Genomic DNA, 14,139 nt, shown 5'->3' on the forward strand with positions numbered 1-14,139 from the left:
AAAACCGCAGGAACCTGCGGTTTTCTTTTTGACAGTTTAAAAAAGTCCGCACTACACTGCCTTCGCTGACCCACGGAGGAACCTCACAACAGCACGAGGGGGTAAACCTTGAATAAGAACGAACTTATCGCGAATGTCGCCGAGGCGGCTGATCTTTCGAAAGCGGATGCAACGAAAGCCGTTGACGCCGTTTTCTCCAGCATCTCCGATGCCCTGTCCAAGGGTGACGAAGTACGGCTGGTCGGATTTGGCACCTTCTCGGTTGCACATCGCGCTGCGTCGCAGGGCCGCAACCCACGTACGGGTGAACCGATTGCGATTGCTGCGTCCAAACAACCCAAGTTCAAAGCTGGTAAACAGCTGAAGGACGCGGTGAACTGATCAGGTCCTGATAGGGATTTGTATCCGGAAACGGCCGTTTGTATTGCACAAGCGGCCGTTTTTTTTATCTGACCGTTCAAAAACGGTTGTCTTCGCCGCAAGCCTCCGCTATGAGACAGGGCATCACTTGTGGGGCGGTTAGCTCAGTTGGTAGAGCATCTCGTTTACACCGAGAGGGTCGGCAGTTCGAGACTGTCACCGCCCACCATTTTCCCAAAATATAGCCACTATATTGTCCGTCGCATCTTGCGTCGTTGGCGGGCCTTGTCCGCGAAGTCTTCGCCGCAGGCCACGCCTTGGGATATCAAGGCCATTTTGCCTTTTGGGCGCCGGTCTGCTCCAGAGATTGTGTGTAGGATTGCTTTGCACTGGGCGACAAAACGCATCATCCAAGCATAGTCACAGAATGATATGATATTGCTGATATTGGAGGGGTTTATGGCGACTCACAGCGACATGACGGGCGGCAAAGGGCAGGGTGCAAGCATAGTGGCTGTGTCCCTTGTCTTTTTGGTTATGATTGCCCTGGTGAATGGCATCGGTTTTTGGTTGGGGCTGATCTATGGCAATCAGGTGCCTTTGGGGACGGCCATCCGTCATTCCATTGATATTTTGATTTTCATGGTGCAAACGCCGCAATATGTCGCCGCGTGGTTTGAGCAGAGCTGGGGTTTCTTGTGGCTGGTTGCAGGGGCTTTGGAACTGATTCTGCCCTTTATTGTGCTGCGCTTGATGAAGCACAAGACGCCGGTGTTGGCTGGCGTGTCTTGCGCTTTGGCGGCCAGCCTTCCAGACCTTATCCCGATGGCATTGGACAAGATGACCGGGCTTTTGTGGTCGGGTCTGTTGATTTCGGCGGTGATTTATATCGTGAGCTTTTCGCTGGCCAAGGCAAAGCTCTGAGCCGTTCATGAAAAAAGCGGAATGTCAGATGACATTCCGCTTTATGAGCAGCCTTGATTCGATCTGGTGCAGAGAGCCATTTTATGACGATAAAGGGCCAAGCGCTTTTTGGTCTTTTGCCATATGGCGCTTGTTTCTTTTGTCTGGCGCAGTTTGCCGACCGAATTGTTCAGGTGCTCCTCCCCAACTCAATTCTTTCATAAGTGTTAACAGGCCGCGCGCTGAAATCAAGTGGCTATCGGGTAAAGCTGGCAGATCTTTGCGGGCTGTGGCAATCAAGAGACGGTAGGAGCGGGCGGCAGACAGGGCGTGATGGAGAGAGAGCAGGGATATGCGCCAAACTGGTCGGCAAACAGACGACACATCTTCACTTGCTACACATTCTGATTCGGCACCTTGCCGCGTAACGGGGGCAATTCTCGCTCTGGCGGCGCTGTTATTCGCCTGCGGATATGTCTTGCCGGTGCTTTATGTGAAAAAATTCCTGTTTTTTTCCTCGGAATCGTCTTTGTTGGGGGTGAGTTGGGGGCTTTTGCAGGATCGGGAGTTTCTGCTGGGTGGTGTTCTGATCGTGTTTACGATTCTGTTTCCCATTACCAAGCTTTGCCTTTTGGCAGTGATCTGGTGGCGACCCACGGCCCGCACGAACCATCTTCTTCAGCTTTTGGCGCGTTTGGGGCGCTGGTCGATGCTGGATGTGCTGGTGCTGGCGTTGTTTGTCTTTTCGGTAAAATCCAGTGGATTGGGCACCGCATTTTCACAGCCCGGCCTTTATTGCTTTGCGGGGGCGGTAATCCTGACCATGATCGCCGGGGCCAGATTGGCTGATGAATCCTCGGAAAAGCCCTGAAAAGCGGGAAAATTTTTCACGCTCTAAATCTGTTTATGCGATTGCTTTGAAAGAAAGGGCATATTTGCGTTGACAGCTTCGCTTTCGCCCCCTATTTCAACGGGCCTCGACGCACACCACGGGGGTGTAGCTCAGTTGGTTAGAGCGCTGGCCTGTCACGCCAGAGGCCGCGGGTTCAAGTCCCGTCACTCCCGCCACATCGTCGTCGGAACTGTGGCTCTTTATGGCTTTTGGTGCAATAAAGATGCCGACAACCGCTTTCTTGCGGGGGTGTAGCTCAGTTGGTTAGAGCGCTGGCCTGTCACGCCAGAGGCCGCGGGTTCAAGTCCCGTCACTCCCGCCACTTTTCCTCGTCATTTCCCCTTCATATCGCGCCTTGCTTTGTTTGAAGCGAGGTGATTGGCGCTTCACAATCATGCGACATGTTGACGGTTTGGGAAAAGAGGCTTTTTCTGCCACGAACTTGCCGTTATTCATACGCCGGGCTTTGAAAGCTGGCGCAGGTTTGCTATAGCGCTGGCAGTCTATTGTTTGGCCATATGGCTTGTCGTTTTTTTGAGGCTCTGGTGGGGCTGCCTGTTTCCGCCAGATGTTTCGGACTTCTATACGGAGCGCTCCGTGGAAACTTTTTTGCTAGATTATCTGCCGATCCTCATCTTCCTTGGTGTAGCGATCGCGTTCTCGGTGGTTTTTGTAGGAGCCGCTTGGTTTTTGGCCGAGCAGCACCCGGACAGCGAGAAAGTCTCCGCCTATGAATCGGGGTTCGAGGCTTTTACAGATTCGCGCGGGCAGTTCGATGTGCGTTTTTATCTGGTGGCCATTTTATTCATCATCTTTGATCTGGAAGTCGCATTCCTGTTCCCATGGGCTGTTTCTTTGGGCGATCTGGGAATGTTCGGCTGGTGGTCGATGATGATTTTCCTGGGCGTTTTGACCATCGGTTTTGTGTATGAGTGGAAAAAGGGAGCGTTGGAATGGGAGTAGACGCCATGATGAAGGCATCGGCTCAGGGTGGTATGCCCGGAGCTGCCCCGGAAACTCCCAAGGGAGCCGGTTCTGTGCTGGCCCCGCATGATGATGCGTTTTTCCGTGATGTGCAGGCGGAATTGTCCGACAAAGGGTTTCTGGTCGCCAAGGCTGATGATCTGATCAACTGGGCGCGTACCGGCAGCCTGTGGTGGATGACTTTCGGACTTGCTTGCTGCGCCGTTGAGATGATGCATAGCAGCATGCCGCGCTATGATCTGGAACGCTTTGGGGCGGCTCCACGCGCCAGCCCGCGTCAATCGGATGTGATGATCGTGGCCGGAACATTGTGCAACAAGATGGCCCCCGCCATGCGCAAGGTGTATGATCAAATGTCCGAGCCGCGTTATGTGATTTCCATGGGCTCCTGTGCCAATGGTGGCGGCTATTATCATTACAGCTATTCTGTTGTGCGGGGCTGTGATCGCATTGTGCCGGTGGATATTTATGTTCCCGGTTGCCCGCCAACGGCTGAAGCGCTGCTTTACGGCATTTTGCAGCTTCAACGGAAAATTCGCCGGACGGGAACCTTGCACCGCTAAGCGGGCGCAAAGGGAAAAAGGCCGGAGAGATCAAGGAAAAAGATGGATGATGACCGTCACGGCGCTAGAGCAGCTTGGCAAGCATATCGAGGCGATTCTCGAACATGAAGTCACGGGTTTTTCCGTGGCCAATAACGAGTTGACCATAACCGCCAGAACCGATCAGATCGTCAAGGTTTTGACCGCTTTGCGCGACGATCCCGATTGCAAATTCCGCATTCTGGTGGATCTGTGCGGTGTGGATTGGCCCATGCGCCCCATGCGCTTTGATGTGGTTTATCACCTGTTGTCGATGCATTTGAATCAGCGCATCCGGGTGAAGGTGGAAGCGGATGAGCAGACGCCGGTGCCTTCGGTGGTGTCGGTCTATTCGTCTGCCAACTGGTTCGAGCGCGAATTGTGGGACATGTATGGGGTGATGGTTTCAAACCATCCTGATCTGCGCCGAATCCTTACGGATTATGGATTTCAGGGCCATCCCCTGCGCAAGGATTTTCCGCTCAGTGGTTATGTCGAGCTGCGCTATGACGAAGAGCAAAAGCGCGTGGTGTACGAACCTGTCAAACTGACGCAGGAATTCCGGAATTTCGATTTCCTCAGCCCGTGGGAAGGCGCCAAATATATCCTTCCTGGCGACGAGAAAGCGGCCGAAGCGGAGAAAGATAAGGCATGACCAGCCAAGTGAGCCATGACCGCCGAATCAAGAACTATCATCTGAATTTCGGCCCGCAACATCCTGCCGCGCATGGTGTTTTGCGTTTGATTCTGGAACTGGACGGGGAAGTGGTCGAGCGCACGGACCCGCATATCGGGTTGTTGCATCGCGGCACGGAAAAGCTGATCGAGCACAAAACCTATATGCAGGCCATCGGTTATTTCGATCGTCTGGATTATGCTGCGCCGATGAACCAGGAGCATGCCTATGCTCTGGCGGTTGAAAAGGCGTTGGGCATCGAGGTGCCTTTGCGTGGACAATATATCCGTGTGCTCTATGCCGAACTGACACGGATCATGAATCACATCCTGAATCTGACAACCCATGCCATGGATGTGGGGGCGCTGACACCGATTCTGTGGGGCTTTGAAGAGCGCGAAACCCTGTGCGAATTTTATGAGCGGGCCTCCGGATCGCGGATGCATGCGAAATATTTTCGTCCCGGCGGCGTGCATCAGGATTTGCCGCCAGACCTGATCGACGATATTTGGGCGTGGACGGAAACCTTCCCCAAAGTGATCGAGGATATTGAAGTCCTGTTGGTGAACAACCCGATCTTCAAGCAACGCAATGTGGATATCGGTGTTCTGACACAGGAGCAGGCGATGGATTGGGGGATGTCCGGCCCCATGCTTCGCTCTACGGGTCTTGCCTGGGATCTCCGCAAATCCCAGCCCTATGATGTCTATGACCGGATGGATTTTGACATCCCTGTGGGCAAGAACGGCGATTGCTATGATCGCTTTATCCTGCGCGTCGAAGAAATGCGGCAGTCTTTGAAGATCATGCGTCAGTGCATCAACGAACTTCCCGCCGGTGAAGTGCTGACGGAAGACCGGAAAGTGGCTCCGCCGCGCCGGGGTGAGATGAAGCGCTCCATGGAAGCGTTGATCCATCATTTCAAATTATATACCGAAGGCTACAAAGTGCCCGAGGGCGAGGTTTATGCTGCCGTAGAGGCGCCGAAGGGCGAATTCGGGGTGTATCTGGTGTCCGATGGCGGCAACAAGCCCTATCGCTGCAAGATCCGCGCGCCGGGATTTGTGCATTTGCAAGCCATGGACATGATGCTTGAAGGCCACATGCTGGCCGATGTGCCGGCGGTTCTTGGGTCCATCGACATTGTGTTCGGTGAAGTGGATCGCTGAGGGAGTTTGATCGATATGCTTGAAGTGACCAAAAGCGGCGGTCCGTTTCGTTTTTCCGATGAAAATCAGGACGAAGTGAAGGCCATTATTGCGAAATATCCCGAAGGGCGGCAACGCTCTGCGGTGATGCCGCTTCTCTATCTGGCGCAACGGCAAAATGAAGGTTGGGTGAGCCGGGAGGCCATCGAACATATTGCCGAGTTGCTGTCACTGCCGAAAATTCAGGTGATCGAGGTCGCAACCTTTTACACCATGTACAATTTGAAGCCCATTGGCCGCCATCATGTGCAATTGTGCGGCACCACGCCGTGCTGGTTGCGTGGCTCCGACGAGGTGATGCGTGCCTGCACCGATATGGGGCTCGAGAAGGGCAAATCCACCGAAGACGGGCTGTTCCATCTGACGGAAGTGGAATGTCTGGGGGCGTGCTGCAATGCGCCCATGGTGCAGATCAATGACGATTTTTATGAAGATCTGACCTATGAAAGCACCAAGGCCATTTTGGAAGCCTTGAAACGTGGTGAAACGCCGAAGCCCGGTCCGCAGAAGGATCGTCAGTTTTCCGCGCCGGAAGGTGGTCCGACCGTTTTGCGGGATATGATGTCCGCCGATGCGGCAAAGGAGTGACGTGATGCTGAAAGATCAAGACCGCATCTTCACCAATATCTATGGCTTCCAGTCTTGGGGCATTGATGCCGCCATGAAGCGTGGCGATTGGGACGGCACCAAAGATATCCTGGCCAAAGGGCAGGACTGGATCATCGACCAGATGAAAGAATCCGGTTTGCGCGGGCGTGGCGGTGCGGGCTTTCCCACGGGCGTCAAATGGTCGTTCATGCCCAAGGAATCAAAGGACGGGCGTCCCAGCTATCTGGTGATCAATGCCGATGAATCCGAGCCGGGTACATGCAAAGACCGTGAAATCATGCGTCACGATCCGCAAAAGCTGGTGGAAGGGGCATTGATCGCCGGATATGCCATGCGGGCGAAGGCTGCCTATATTTATGTGCGCGGTGAATTTTATCTCGAGGCGGAACGGCTTAATGCCGCGGTAGCTCAGGCCTATGAAAAAGGCTTTCTGGGTAAAAACGCATGCGGTTCCGGCTATGATTTCGATGTGTATGTGCATCGCGGCGCAGGCGCTTATATCTGCGGCGAAGAAACGGCACTCATTGAAAGCCTTGAAGGGAAAAAAGGCCAGCCACGACTGAAGCCGCCATTCCCTGCCAATGTGGGTGTGTTCGGCTGCCCGACCACCGTGAATAATGTGGAATCCATTGCCGTTGCGCCGACCATTTTGCGTCGCGGGGCAAGTTGGTTCGCGGGCCTTGGTCGCCCGAACAATACCGGCACCAAGATCTTCTGTATTTCCGGGCATGTGAACACGCCGTGCAATGTGGAAGAAGAAATGGGTATTCCTCTGCGTGAACTGATCGAAAAACATGCGGGGGGCGTGCGCGGCGGCTGGGACAATCTGCTGGCCGTTATTCCCGGCGGATCTTCGGTGCCTTTGCTGCCCAAATCCATTTGTGATGATGTCTTGATGGATTTCGATTCTTTGAAAGAAGTGAAGTCCGGGCTTGGCACGGCGGCGGTTATCGTGATGGATAAAAGCACGGATATCGTGAAAGCCATCGCGCGGCTGAGCTATTTTTATAAACACGAATCCTGCGGCCAATGCACGCCATGCCGGGAAGGCACCGGCTGGATGTGGCGTGTTATGGAACGTCTGGCCGTGGGGCAGGCGGAAAAAGAAGAAATCGACATGTTGCTGGATGTCACCAAGCAAGTCGAGGGACACACCATTTGCGCGCTTGGCGATGCGGCGGCGTGGCCCATTCAGGGATTGATCCGTCATTTCCGGCCGGAAATAGAGCGCCGGATCGATGCGTATCATGGTCGCCAGATCGAGGCTGCCGAGTAAGTTCGACGGAGAGTCGCCCAGTGTCGGGCGCTGTAACAGAGAAGAGCCAATGCCGAAGCTGACAATTGACGGCAAGGAAATCGAGGTTGCACCCGGATCGACGGTGTTGCAGGCCTGTGAAGAAGCAGGCGCGGAAATTCCTCGCTTTTGCTACCATGAGCGGCTGTCCATCGCAGGAAACTGCCGCATGTGTCTTGTGGAGATGGAACGCTCCCCCAAGCCCATCGCTTCCTGTGCGATGCCTGCGGGGGATGGCATGGTCATCCGCACCAATACGCCGCAGGTGAAAAAAGCCCGTGAAGGTGTGTTGGAATTTTTGCTGATCAACCATCCGCTGGATTGCCCCATCTGCGATCAGGGCGGCGAATGCGATTTGCAAGATGAAACCATGGCTTATGGCCGGGGTAAGAACCGCTTTGATGAAAACAAGCGGGCGGTGACGGAAAAGAATATGGGGCCATTGGTGAAAACCATCATGACCCGCTGTATTCATTGTACCCGTTGCATTCGCTTTTCCGAGGAAGTCGCCGGCACAACGGAACTGGGCGCCATCTATCGTGGCGAAAATATGCAAATCACCTCATATCTTGAGCAGGCGATGGAAAGCGAGCTTCAGGGCAATGTGATTGATCTTTGCCCGGTGGGGGCCCTTACTTCCAAGCCCTATGCTTTCAATGCCCGTCCTTGGGAATTGGTGAAAACAGAGTCCATCGATGTGATGGATGCGGTTGGCTCGAACATCCGCATCGATACCCGCGGGCGTCAGGTGATGCGGATATTGCCGCGCAACCATGATGACGTGAATGAAGAATGGATTTCCGACAAAACCCGCTTTGCCTATGACGGCCTTTTAAAGAGCCGTCTCGACCGTCCTTATGTGAAGAAAGACGGGAAGCTGGTGGAAGCAAGCTGGGTCGAGGCTTTTGCAGCAATCAATACCGGCTTGGCCGGGTTGGACGGCACGCAGATTGCCGGTCTTGTCGGCGATCTCAATGAACTGGAAGGCATGTATGCGTTCCGCGAATTGCTGAAGGGGCTGGGCGCAACACGCATTGAAGCGCGGCAATCCGGTGCGGCTTATGATGTGTCGAACCGGGCATCTTATCTGTTCAATAGCGGCATTGCCGGCATTGAAGAGGCGGATTTCTGTTTGCTTGTGGGCACCAATCCACGGCATGAGGCCACCATCGTCAATGCCCGCATTCTGAAAGCCACCCGCCATCGCGGTCTGAAAGTGGCCAATATCGGCCCGGCCCATGATCTCACCTATCCGGTTGAGCAGGCGGGTGACGATGCAGCAATTCTCGCGGATATTCTTGCGGGCAAGCATTCTCTGGCCGATCGCCTGCGGGCTGCCAAACGCCCGATGATTATCGTGGGCGAGGGCGCTTTGGCGCGGCAAGACGGCGCGCAAATCCTGAAAGCCGCCCATGATATTGCCGAGACATTCGGTTTGATTACCGAAGACTGGAACGGTTTTAACGTTCTTCCCACCGCGGCTTCGCGCGTTGGCGCACTGGATCTTGGATTGGTCGCTCCGGGTGGCGTGCGCGGTATTTTAGATGATGCCAAGGCCGGCACGGTAAAAGCGGCGTTCTTGCTGGGTGTGGACGAGATTGACAGCTCGGCGCTTCAGGATTGTTTCACCGTTTATATTGGCAGCCATGGCGATCATGGCGTGCGCCATGCGGATGTGGTTCTTCCTGCAGCGGCCTATACGGAAAAATCCGGCCTTTATATCAATATGGAAGGCCGTGTGCAGATGGGCGAGCGGGCGAATTTCCCGCCGGGCGATGCACGTGAGGATTGGACCATTTTCCGTGCCTTGTCGGATGTCTTGGGAAAAACCTTGCCGTTCGACAGCTTTGATGCCTTGCGGGCCGCCCTTTATAAAGAGCTGCCGCACCTTATGGATATCGACAGCCTGCCTAAAGCGGCATGGGGTGATTTCGGGGAACCGGGCGACATTGCGCGGGGACCGATTGCCTTGCCGATCCATGATTTTTATCAAACCAATCCGATTGCGCGGGCCTCGGACACGATGGCGGAATGTAGCGCGTTGAAACGCAGCAAAGGGGAGGCGACAGGAACCCATGGTTGAATGGCTCGCCGGTCTTTATGGCGGCACTGATGCCGCCTGGTTTTTCTCTATTATCACCTGGATTTTGGTGATTGTGGCCCCTTTGTTGCTGGGGGTTGCCTTTGCAGTCTATGCGGATCGTAAAATCTGGGCGGCCATGCAGCTTCGCCGCGGCCCCAATGTGGTGGGCCCCTTCGGCTTGCTGCAAAGTTTTGCCGATGGTTTGAAACTTTTCATCAAGGAAACCATTGTTCCCGCAGGCGCGAATAAAGGCATCTTCATTCTGGCGCCGATGCTGACCTTTGTGTTGGCTTTGATCGGCTGGGCAGTGATCCCCTGGGGGGAAGGCGCGGTGCTGGCCGATATCAATGTGGGGATCTTCTATATTTTCGCCATTTCCTCGCTTGGTGTGTACGGCATCATCATGGCGGGCTGGGCTTCCAATTCGCGCTATGCGTTTCTTGGCGGGCTGCGGTCTGCGGCGCAAATGGTGTCTTATGAAGTGTCCATGGGTTTTGTGCTGGTTACCGTGATCAGCTATGCAGGGTCGCCGTCGCTTTCCGAACTTGTGTATATGCAGTCCGGCGGTATATGGAACTGGAACTTCTTGTGGTTTTTCCCGATGTTCGTGATCTTCCTGATCTCGGCCATGGCGGAAACCAACCGTCCGCCATTCGATCTTCCAGAGGCGGAAGCGGAACTGGTTGCGGGCTATCAGGTGGAATACAGCTCCATGGCCTTTGCGCTGTTCTGGTTGGGGGAATATGGCAATATCTTGCTGATGTGCGCCCTTACCTCGGTGCTGTTCTTTGGTGGATGGTATGCTCCGATCCCGGCGCTGGATTTCATTCCCGGGCCTTTGTGGATGATCGCCAAGATCTGTTTCTTCTTCTTCATCTTCGCTTGGGTGAAGGCGACAGTTCCGCGCTATCGCTATGATCAGTTGATGCGCTTGGGCTGGAAAGTATTTTTGCCGGTTTCGTTGGCAGCGGTGGTGTTCTACACCGGCTGGGGCGTAGCCTTTGGCTATATCGGTAAGTGAGAGGGCCGGATAAACCATGATTGCCTTCCTAGACAGAACGGCGCGCAGCTTCCTTTTGGTGGAATTCGTGAAAGCGATGGCGCTGACATTTCGCTATATGTTCAAACCGAAAACAACGCTGAACTATCCTTATGAAAAGGGTCGCCTTTCGGCACGTTTTCGCGGAGAACATGCATTGCGGCGATATCCCAACGGGGAAGAGCGCTGTATTGCGTGCAAGCTGTGCGAGGCCATTTGCCCGGCTCTTGCCATCACCATTGAAGCGGAACCGCGTGAAGATGGCAGCCGCCGCACCACGCGCTATGACATCGATATGGTGAAGTGCATTTATTGCGGCTTGTGCCAAGAGGCCTGCCCTGTGGATGCCATCGTTGAGGGACCGAACTTCGAATTTGCCACGGAAAGCCGCGAAGAGCTTTTGTATGACAAGGCAAAACTTTTGGATAATGGCGACCGCTGGGAGCGTGAAATTGCAGCAAATCTTGCGCAAGACGCACCTTATCGCTAGACATCAGGCCGCCGGTTTTACCGCGCGGATAAACGACAACGGGCTGTTCATGCCGATTATCAGGGGGCGCATCATGTGCACCGCATCTATCGCAAATAAGACAGAGGAGGGGGCGGTATGAGTTTGACCGCTTTGGCATTCTATCTGTTTGCGTCGATCACTGTGTTTTCCGGATTTATGGTGATCGCATCGAGAAACCCGGTTCATTCCGTGCTGTTTTTGATCCTTGCCTTTTTCAATGCTTCGGGGCTGTTTTTGCTGCTGGGCGCTGAATTTCTGGCGATGCTGCTGATCATTATCTATGTGGGCGCGGTGGCGGTGCTGTTTTTGTTCGTGGTGATGATGCTGGACATCAATTACACCGAAATGCGGGAAGGGTTTTTGCAATATCTGCCCATTGGCGCGTTGATTGGCCTGATCGTTCTGGTGGAACTGATCATGGTGGTGGGCGTGTGGCAGGTGGCTCCGGAAATCATTGCAACCCCGGCTGTGGCCGTTGCACCTGATCTTACCAATACCGAGGCATTGGGCGCGGTTTTATACACGCAATATATCTATGCCTTCCAGACGGCGGGGATCGTGTTGTTGATTGCCATGATCGGTGCGATTGTCTTGACCTTGCGTACCCGTGAGGGCGTGAAACGTCAGAATATCTCGCAGCAAAACCGCCGGACGCCACAGACGGCTATCGAAATCAAGAAAGTCAAGGTGGGCGAGGGGCTTTAAGCCTCGCCTGCTATTGGGAAAGCTCGAAGCAAGGACGCACTCATGGAGATCGGTCTCGGCCATTATCTCATCGTTTCAGCACTTTTGTTCACAATGGGAATTTTCGGAATTTTCCTGAACAGAAAGAATGTCATCATCATCTTGATGTCTATCGAGTTGATGTTGCTGGCGGTGAATATCAACTTTGTTGCCTTCTCGTCTTTCCTCAACGATTTGGCAGGGCAGGTTTTTGCCATGTTTGTTCTTACGGTTGCGGCGGCTGAAGCCGCGATCGGGCTGGCGATCCTCGTGGTGTATTTCCGAAATCGCGGAAATATCGAGGTCGAACAGATCAATCAGATGCAAGGCTGATATTGATGTCGCAGTTCCATATTATTGTTTTTGGCCCACTTTTGGGCTTCCTGATCGCCGGGCTGTTTGGTCGGCGTTTGGGGGATCGCGGGGCCATGGGGGTGACCACGGGTCTCGTTACATTGTCTGCCGTTCTTTCGGCCTTTGCCCTGAAAGACGTTGCCTTCGATCATAACCAATACCGTATTCTGGTGTTGGAATGGGTGCGTTCGGGCACATTGTCGTTCGATTGGGTGCTGAATATCGACACATTGACAGCCGTCATGCTGGTGGTGGTCAACACCGTGTCGGCTTTGGTCCACTGGTATTCCATTGGCTATATGAGCATGATCCGCACCGCAGCCGCTTCTTCGCCTATTTGTCGTTGTTTACCTTTGCCATGCTGATGCTGGTGACCTCTGACAATCTGGTGCAGATGTTCTTTGGTTGGGAAGGCGTGGGGCTCGCCTCTTATCTTCTGATTGGTTTCTGGTTCAAAAAGCCCAGTGCCAATGCCGCTGCCATCAAGGCTTTCGTTGTCAACCGGGTTGGCGATTTCGGCTTCAGCCTGGGTATTTTTGCGCTGTTCATGCTGACCGGCAGCGTGGTGTTTGCGGATATCTTTGCAAGCCTTGACGGGTTTGCCGATGCACGGTTCATCTTCCTGGGCTATGAGGTTCATGCGCTGACCACCATTGCCGTCTTGTTGTTCATCGGGGCGATGGGGAAATCCGCACAGCTTTTCCTGCACACATGGCTGCCCGATGCCATGGAGGGCCCGACCCCCGTTTCGGCATTGATCCATGCCGCCACCATGGTGACGGCGGGCGTGTTCTTGATGGCGCGTATGTCGCCAATTCTGGAATTGGCCCCCGGTGCCATGACGTTGATTATGGTGATCGGTGGCGCAACGGCCTTTTTCGCCGCCTCTGTTGGTCTGGTGCAAAACGATATCAAGCGGGTGATTGCCTATTCCACCTGTTCCCAGCTCGGCTATATGTTCGTTGCCATTGGCGCATCGGCTTATGGGGCTGCGATTTTCCACCTGTTCACCCATGCCTTTTTCAAGGCGCTGTTGTTCCTTGGCGCGGGGTCGGTGATTCACGCCATGTCTGACGAGCAAGACATGCGCAAGATGGGCGGATTGTCGAAGATGATTCCGCTGACCTATGTGATGATGATGGTGGGCACATTGGCCCTGACGGGCTTTCCCTATACCGCCGGGTTCTTCTCCAAGGACATGATTATCGAAGCGGCGTTTGCCACCCATAACAGCATGGGCAGTTTCGGCTTCCTGATGACTGTCGTGGCCGCCTTCATGACCAGTTTCTATAGCTGGCGTCTGGTGTTCATGACCTTCCACGGCACACCGCGTGCCGATGAAAAGGTGATGAGCCATGTGCATGAAAGCCCGGCTGTGATGTGGGTGCGCTGGCCATTCTGGCTGTGGGTGCCATTGCTGCCGGTTTCGTGTTCTCGGAATATTTCATTGGCCATGATCGCTTTGATTTCTGGGCAGGGGCTCTTGTTACCTCCCATGGTGATGTGATGGATGAAGCCCATCATATTCCCGGTTGGATCAAGTGGCTGCCTACGGGCATGATGGCCTTGGGCTTTTTGTTGTCGGTGCTGTTTTATGTGGTGAAGCCGGGTATTCCCAAATCCATGGCAGCCACCTTCCCCGGCGCTTATAAATTCCTGCTCAACAAATGGTATTTTGACGAGCTTTATGACCGCATTTTCGTGCGCCCTGCCTTCTGGCTTGGCCGGGTGCTCTGGATCCGAGGGGATCAGAAAACCATCGACGGATTTGGTCCTGATGGAATTGCGGCGAGCGTTCTGGCTGCTGCAAAGCGGATCCGTGTCCTGCAGTCTGGCTATGTTTATCACTATGCCTTTGCCATGCTGATCGGGATTGCCATTGTTATCAGCTATTTTGTTCTTACCGGGGGAGGGTTTTAAGG

General features: G+C 54.2%; 14 protein-coding genes, 3 tRNA genes and 1 pseudogene. All 18 read left to right on the forward strand.

Going from position 1 to position 14,139, the window contains the following annotated elements:
- The first annotated feature begins 108 nt into the window (after positions 1–108).
- The 18 genes and pseudogenes from hbs to nuoL all read left to right on the forward strand — a co-directional run bounded on the left by hbs (position 109) and on the right by nuoL (position 14,137).
- Entirely contained in the window at positions 109–381 is a 273-nt protein-coding gene (gene hbs / locus JCM17844_RS01375; RefSeq protein WP_149999314.1) for a non-specific DNA-binding protein Hbs, read from the forward strand.
- 132 nt (positions 382–513) lie between these two features.
- Positions 514–589 (forward strand) — tRNA-Val (locus JCM17844_RS01380).
- A 230-nt stretch (positions 590–819) separates the two neighbouring features.
- Positions 820–1,284 (forward strand): hypothetical protein, encoded by a 465-nt coding sequence (locus JCM17844_RS01385; protein WP_149999315.1) that lies wholly within the window; start codon positions 820–822, stop codon positions 1,282–1,284.
- A gap of 331 nt (positions 1,285–1,615) precedes the next feature.
- Positions 1,616–2,134, forward strand: coding sequence for a paraquat-inducible protein A (locus JCM17844_RS01390; RefSeq protein ID WP_149999316.1), 519 nt, complete (start codon positions 1,616–1,618; stop codon positions 2,132–2,134).
- A 120-nt stretch (positions 2,135–2,254) separates the two neighbouring features.
- A tRNA-Asp gene (locus JCM17844_RS01395) sits at positions 2,255–2,331 on the forward strand.
- A gap of 69 nt (positions 2,332–2,400) precedes the next feature.
- Positions 2,401–2,477 (forward strand) — tRNA-Asp (locus tag JCM17844_RS01400).
- A gap of 275 nt (positions 2,478–2,752) precedes the next feature.
- Entirely contained in the window at positions 2,753–3,118 is a 366-nt protein-coding gene (locus tag JCM17844_RS01405) for an NADH-quinone oxidoreductase subunit A (RefSeq protein WP_149999317.1), read from the forward strand.
- A 32-nt stretch (positions 3,119–3,150) separates the two neighbouring features.
- Positions 3,151–3,702: a NuoB/complex I 20 kDa subunit family protein gene (locus JCM17844_RS01410; protein ID WP_149999569.1), complete on the forward strand. Its 552-nt coding sequence runs from the start codon at positions 3,151–3,153 to the stop codon at positions 3,700–3,702.
- 46 nt (positions 3,703–3,748) lie between these two features.
- Positions 3,749–4,375, forward strand: a complete 627-nt coding sequence (locus JCM17844_RS01415) for an NADH-quinone oxidoreductase subunit C (protein ID WP_210431129.1) — start codon at positions 3,749–3,751, stop codon at positions 4,373–4,375.
- Positions 4,372–5,565, forward strand: coding sequence for an NADH-quinone oxidoreductase subunit D (locus JCM17844_RS01420; RefSeq protein WP_149999318.1), 1,194 nt, complete (start codon positions 4,372–4,374; stop codon positions 5,563–5,565). Before JCM17844_RS01415 ends, JCM17844_RS01420 begins: the two co-directional genes overlap by 4 nt.
- Before the next feature lie 15 nt (positions 5,566–5,580).
- Positions 5,581–6,192, forward strand: coding sequence for an NADH-quinone oxidoreductase subunit NuoE (gene nuoE, locus JCM17844_RS01425; protein ID WP_149999319.1), 612 nt, complete (start codon positions 5,581–5,583; stop codon positions 6,190–6,192).
- Between the two features lie 4 nt (positions 6,193–6,196).
- A complete protein-coding gene (nuoF, locus tag JCM17844_RS01430; RefSeq protein ID WP_149999320.1) occupies positions 6,197–7,489 on the forward strand; it encodes an NADH-quinone oxidoreductase subunit NuoF in 1,293 nt (430 codons plus the stop codon).
- Positions 7,490–7,538: 49 nt separating this feature from the next.
- The gene (nuoG, locus tag JCM17844_RS01435; protein WP_149999321.1) at positions 7,539–9,590 is read left to right on the forward strand and encodes an NADH-quinone oxidoreductase subunit NuoG; all 2,052 of its coding nucleotides are present in this window, start codon (positions 7,539–7,541) and stop codon (positions 9,588–9,590) included.
- Positions 9,583–10,611, forward strand: a complete 1,029-nt coding sequence (gene nuoH, locus JCM17844_RS01440; RefSeq protein ID WP_149999322.1) for an NADH-quinone oxidoreductase subunit NuoH — start codon at positions 9,583–9,585, stop codon at positions 10,609–10,611. The genes nuoG and nuoH overlap by 8 nt, the downstream gene beginning before the upstream one ends.
- A gap of 16 nt (positions 10,612–10,627) precedes the next feature.
- Entirely contained in the window at positions 10,628–11,119 is a 492-nt protein-coding gene (gene nuoI / locus JCM17844_RS01445; RefSeq protein ID WP_210431130.1) for an NADH-quinone oxidoreductase subunit NuoI, read from the forward strand.
- A 117-nt stretch (positions 11,120–11,236) separates the two neighbouring features.
- Positions 11,237–11,845, forward strand: coding sequence for an NADH-quinone oxidoreductase subunit J (locus JCM17844_RS01450; protein WP_149999323.1), 609 nt, complete (start codon positions 11,237–11,239; stop codon positions 11,843–11,845).
- Positions 11,846–11,887: 42 nt separating this feature from the next.
- Positions 11,888–12,196: an NADH-quinone oxidoreductase subunit NuoK gene (nuoK, locus tag JCM17844_RS01455; RefSeq protein WP_149999324.1), complete on the forward strand. Its 309-nt coding sequence runs from the start codon at positions 11,888–11,890 to the stop codon at positions 12,194–12,196.
- Positions 12,197–12,201: 5 nt separating this feature from the next.
- Positions 12,202–14,137 (forward strand): annotated as a pseudogene (gene nuoL / locus JCM17844_RS17030) (NADH-quinone oxidoreductase subunit L).
- Positions 14,138–14,139 lie beyond the last annotated feature (2 nt).

The sequence above is a fragment of the Iodidimonas gelatinilytica genome (assembly GCF_008579125.1).
GTDB classification, from domain to species: domain Bacteria; phylum Pseudomonadota; class Alphaproteobacteria; order Sphingomonadales; family Rhodothalassiaceae; genus Iodidimonas; species Iodidimonas muriae.

What these genes read in the sequence shown, in the direction of transcription:
- JCM17844_RS01385 (WP_149999315.1), top strand. Translation starts at nt 820, where the DNA reads ATGGCGACTCACAGCGACATGACGGGCGGCAAAGGGCAGGGTGCAAGC.
- JCM17844_RS01390 (WP_149999316.1), top strand. Translation starts at nt 1,616, where the DNA reads ATGCGCCAAACTGGTCGGCAAACAGACGACACATCTTCACTTGCTACA.
- JCM17844_RS01410 (WP_149999569.1), top strand. Translation starts at nt 3,151, where the DNA reads ATGCCCGGAGCTGCCCCGGAAACTCCCAAGGGAGCCGGTTCTGTGCTG.
- JCM17844_RS01415 (WP_210431129.1), top strand. Translation starts at nt 3,749, where the DNA reads ATGATGACCGTCACGGCGCTAGAGCAGCTTGGCAAGCATATCGAGGCG.
- JCM17844_RS01420 (WP_149999318.1), top strand. Translation starts at nt 4,372, where the DNA reads ATGACCAGCCAAGTGAGCCATGACCGCCGAATCAAGAACTATCATCTG.
- nuoE (WP_149999319.1), top strand. Translation starts at nt 5,581, where the DNA reads ATGCTTGAAGTGACCAAAAGCGGCGGTCCGTTTCGTTTTTCCGATGAA.
- nuoF (WP_149999320.1), top strand. Translation starts at nt 6,197, where the DNA reads ATGCTGAAAGATCAAGACCGCATCTTCACCAATATCTATGGCTTCCAG.
- nuoG (WP_149999321.1), top strand. Translation starts at nt 7,539, where the DNA reads ATGCCGAAGCTGACAATTGACGGCAAGGAAATCGAGGTTGCACCCGGA.
- nuoH (WP_149999322.1), top strand. Translation starts at nt 9,583, where the DNA reads ATGGTTGAATGGCTCGCCGGTCTTTATGGCGGCACTGATGCCGCCTGG.
- nuoI (WP_210431130.1), top strand. Translation starts at nt 10,628, where the DNA reads ATGATTGCCTTCCTAGACAGAACGGCGCGCAGCTTCCTTTTGGTGGAA.
- JCM17844_RS01450 (WP_149999323.1), top strand. Translation starts at nt 11,237, where the DNA reads ATGAGTTTGACCGCTTTGGCATTCTATCTGTTTGCGTCGATCACTGTG.
- nuoK (WP_149999324.1), top strand. Translation starts at nt 11,888, where the DNA reads ATGGAGATCGGTCTCGGCCATTATCTCATCGTTTCAGCACTTTTGTTC.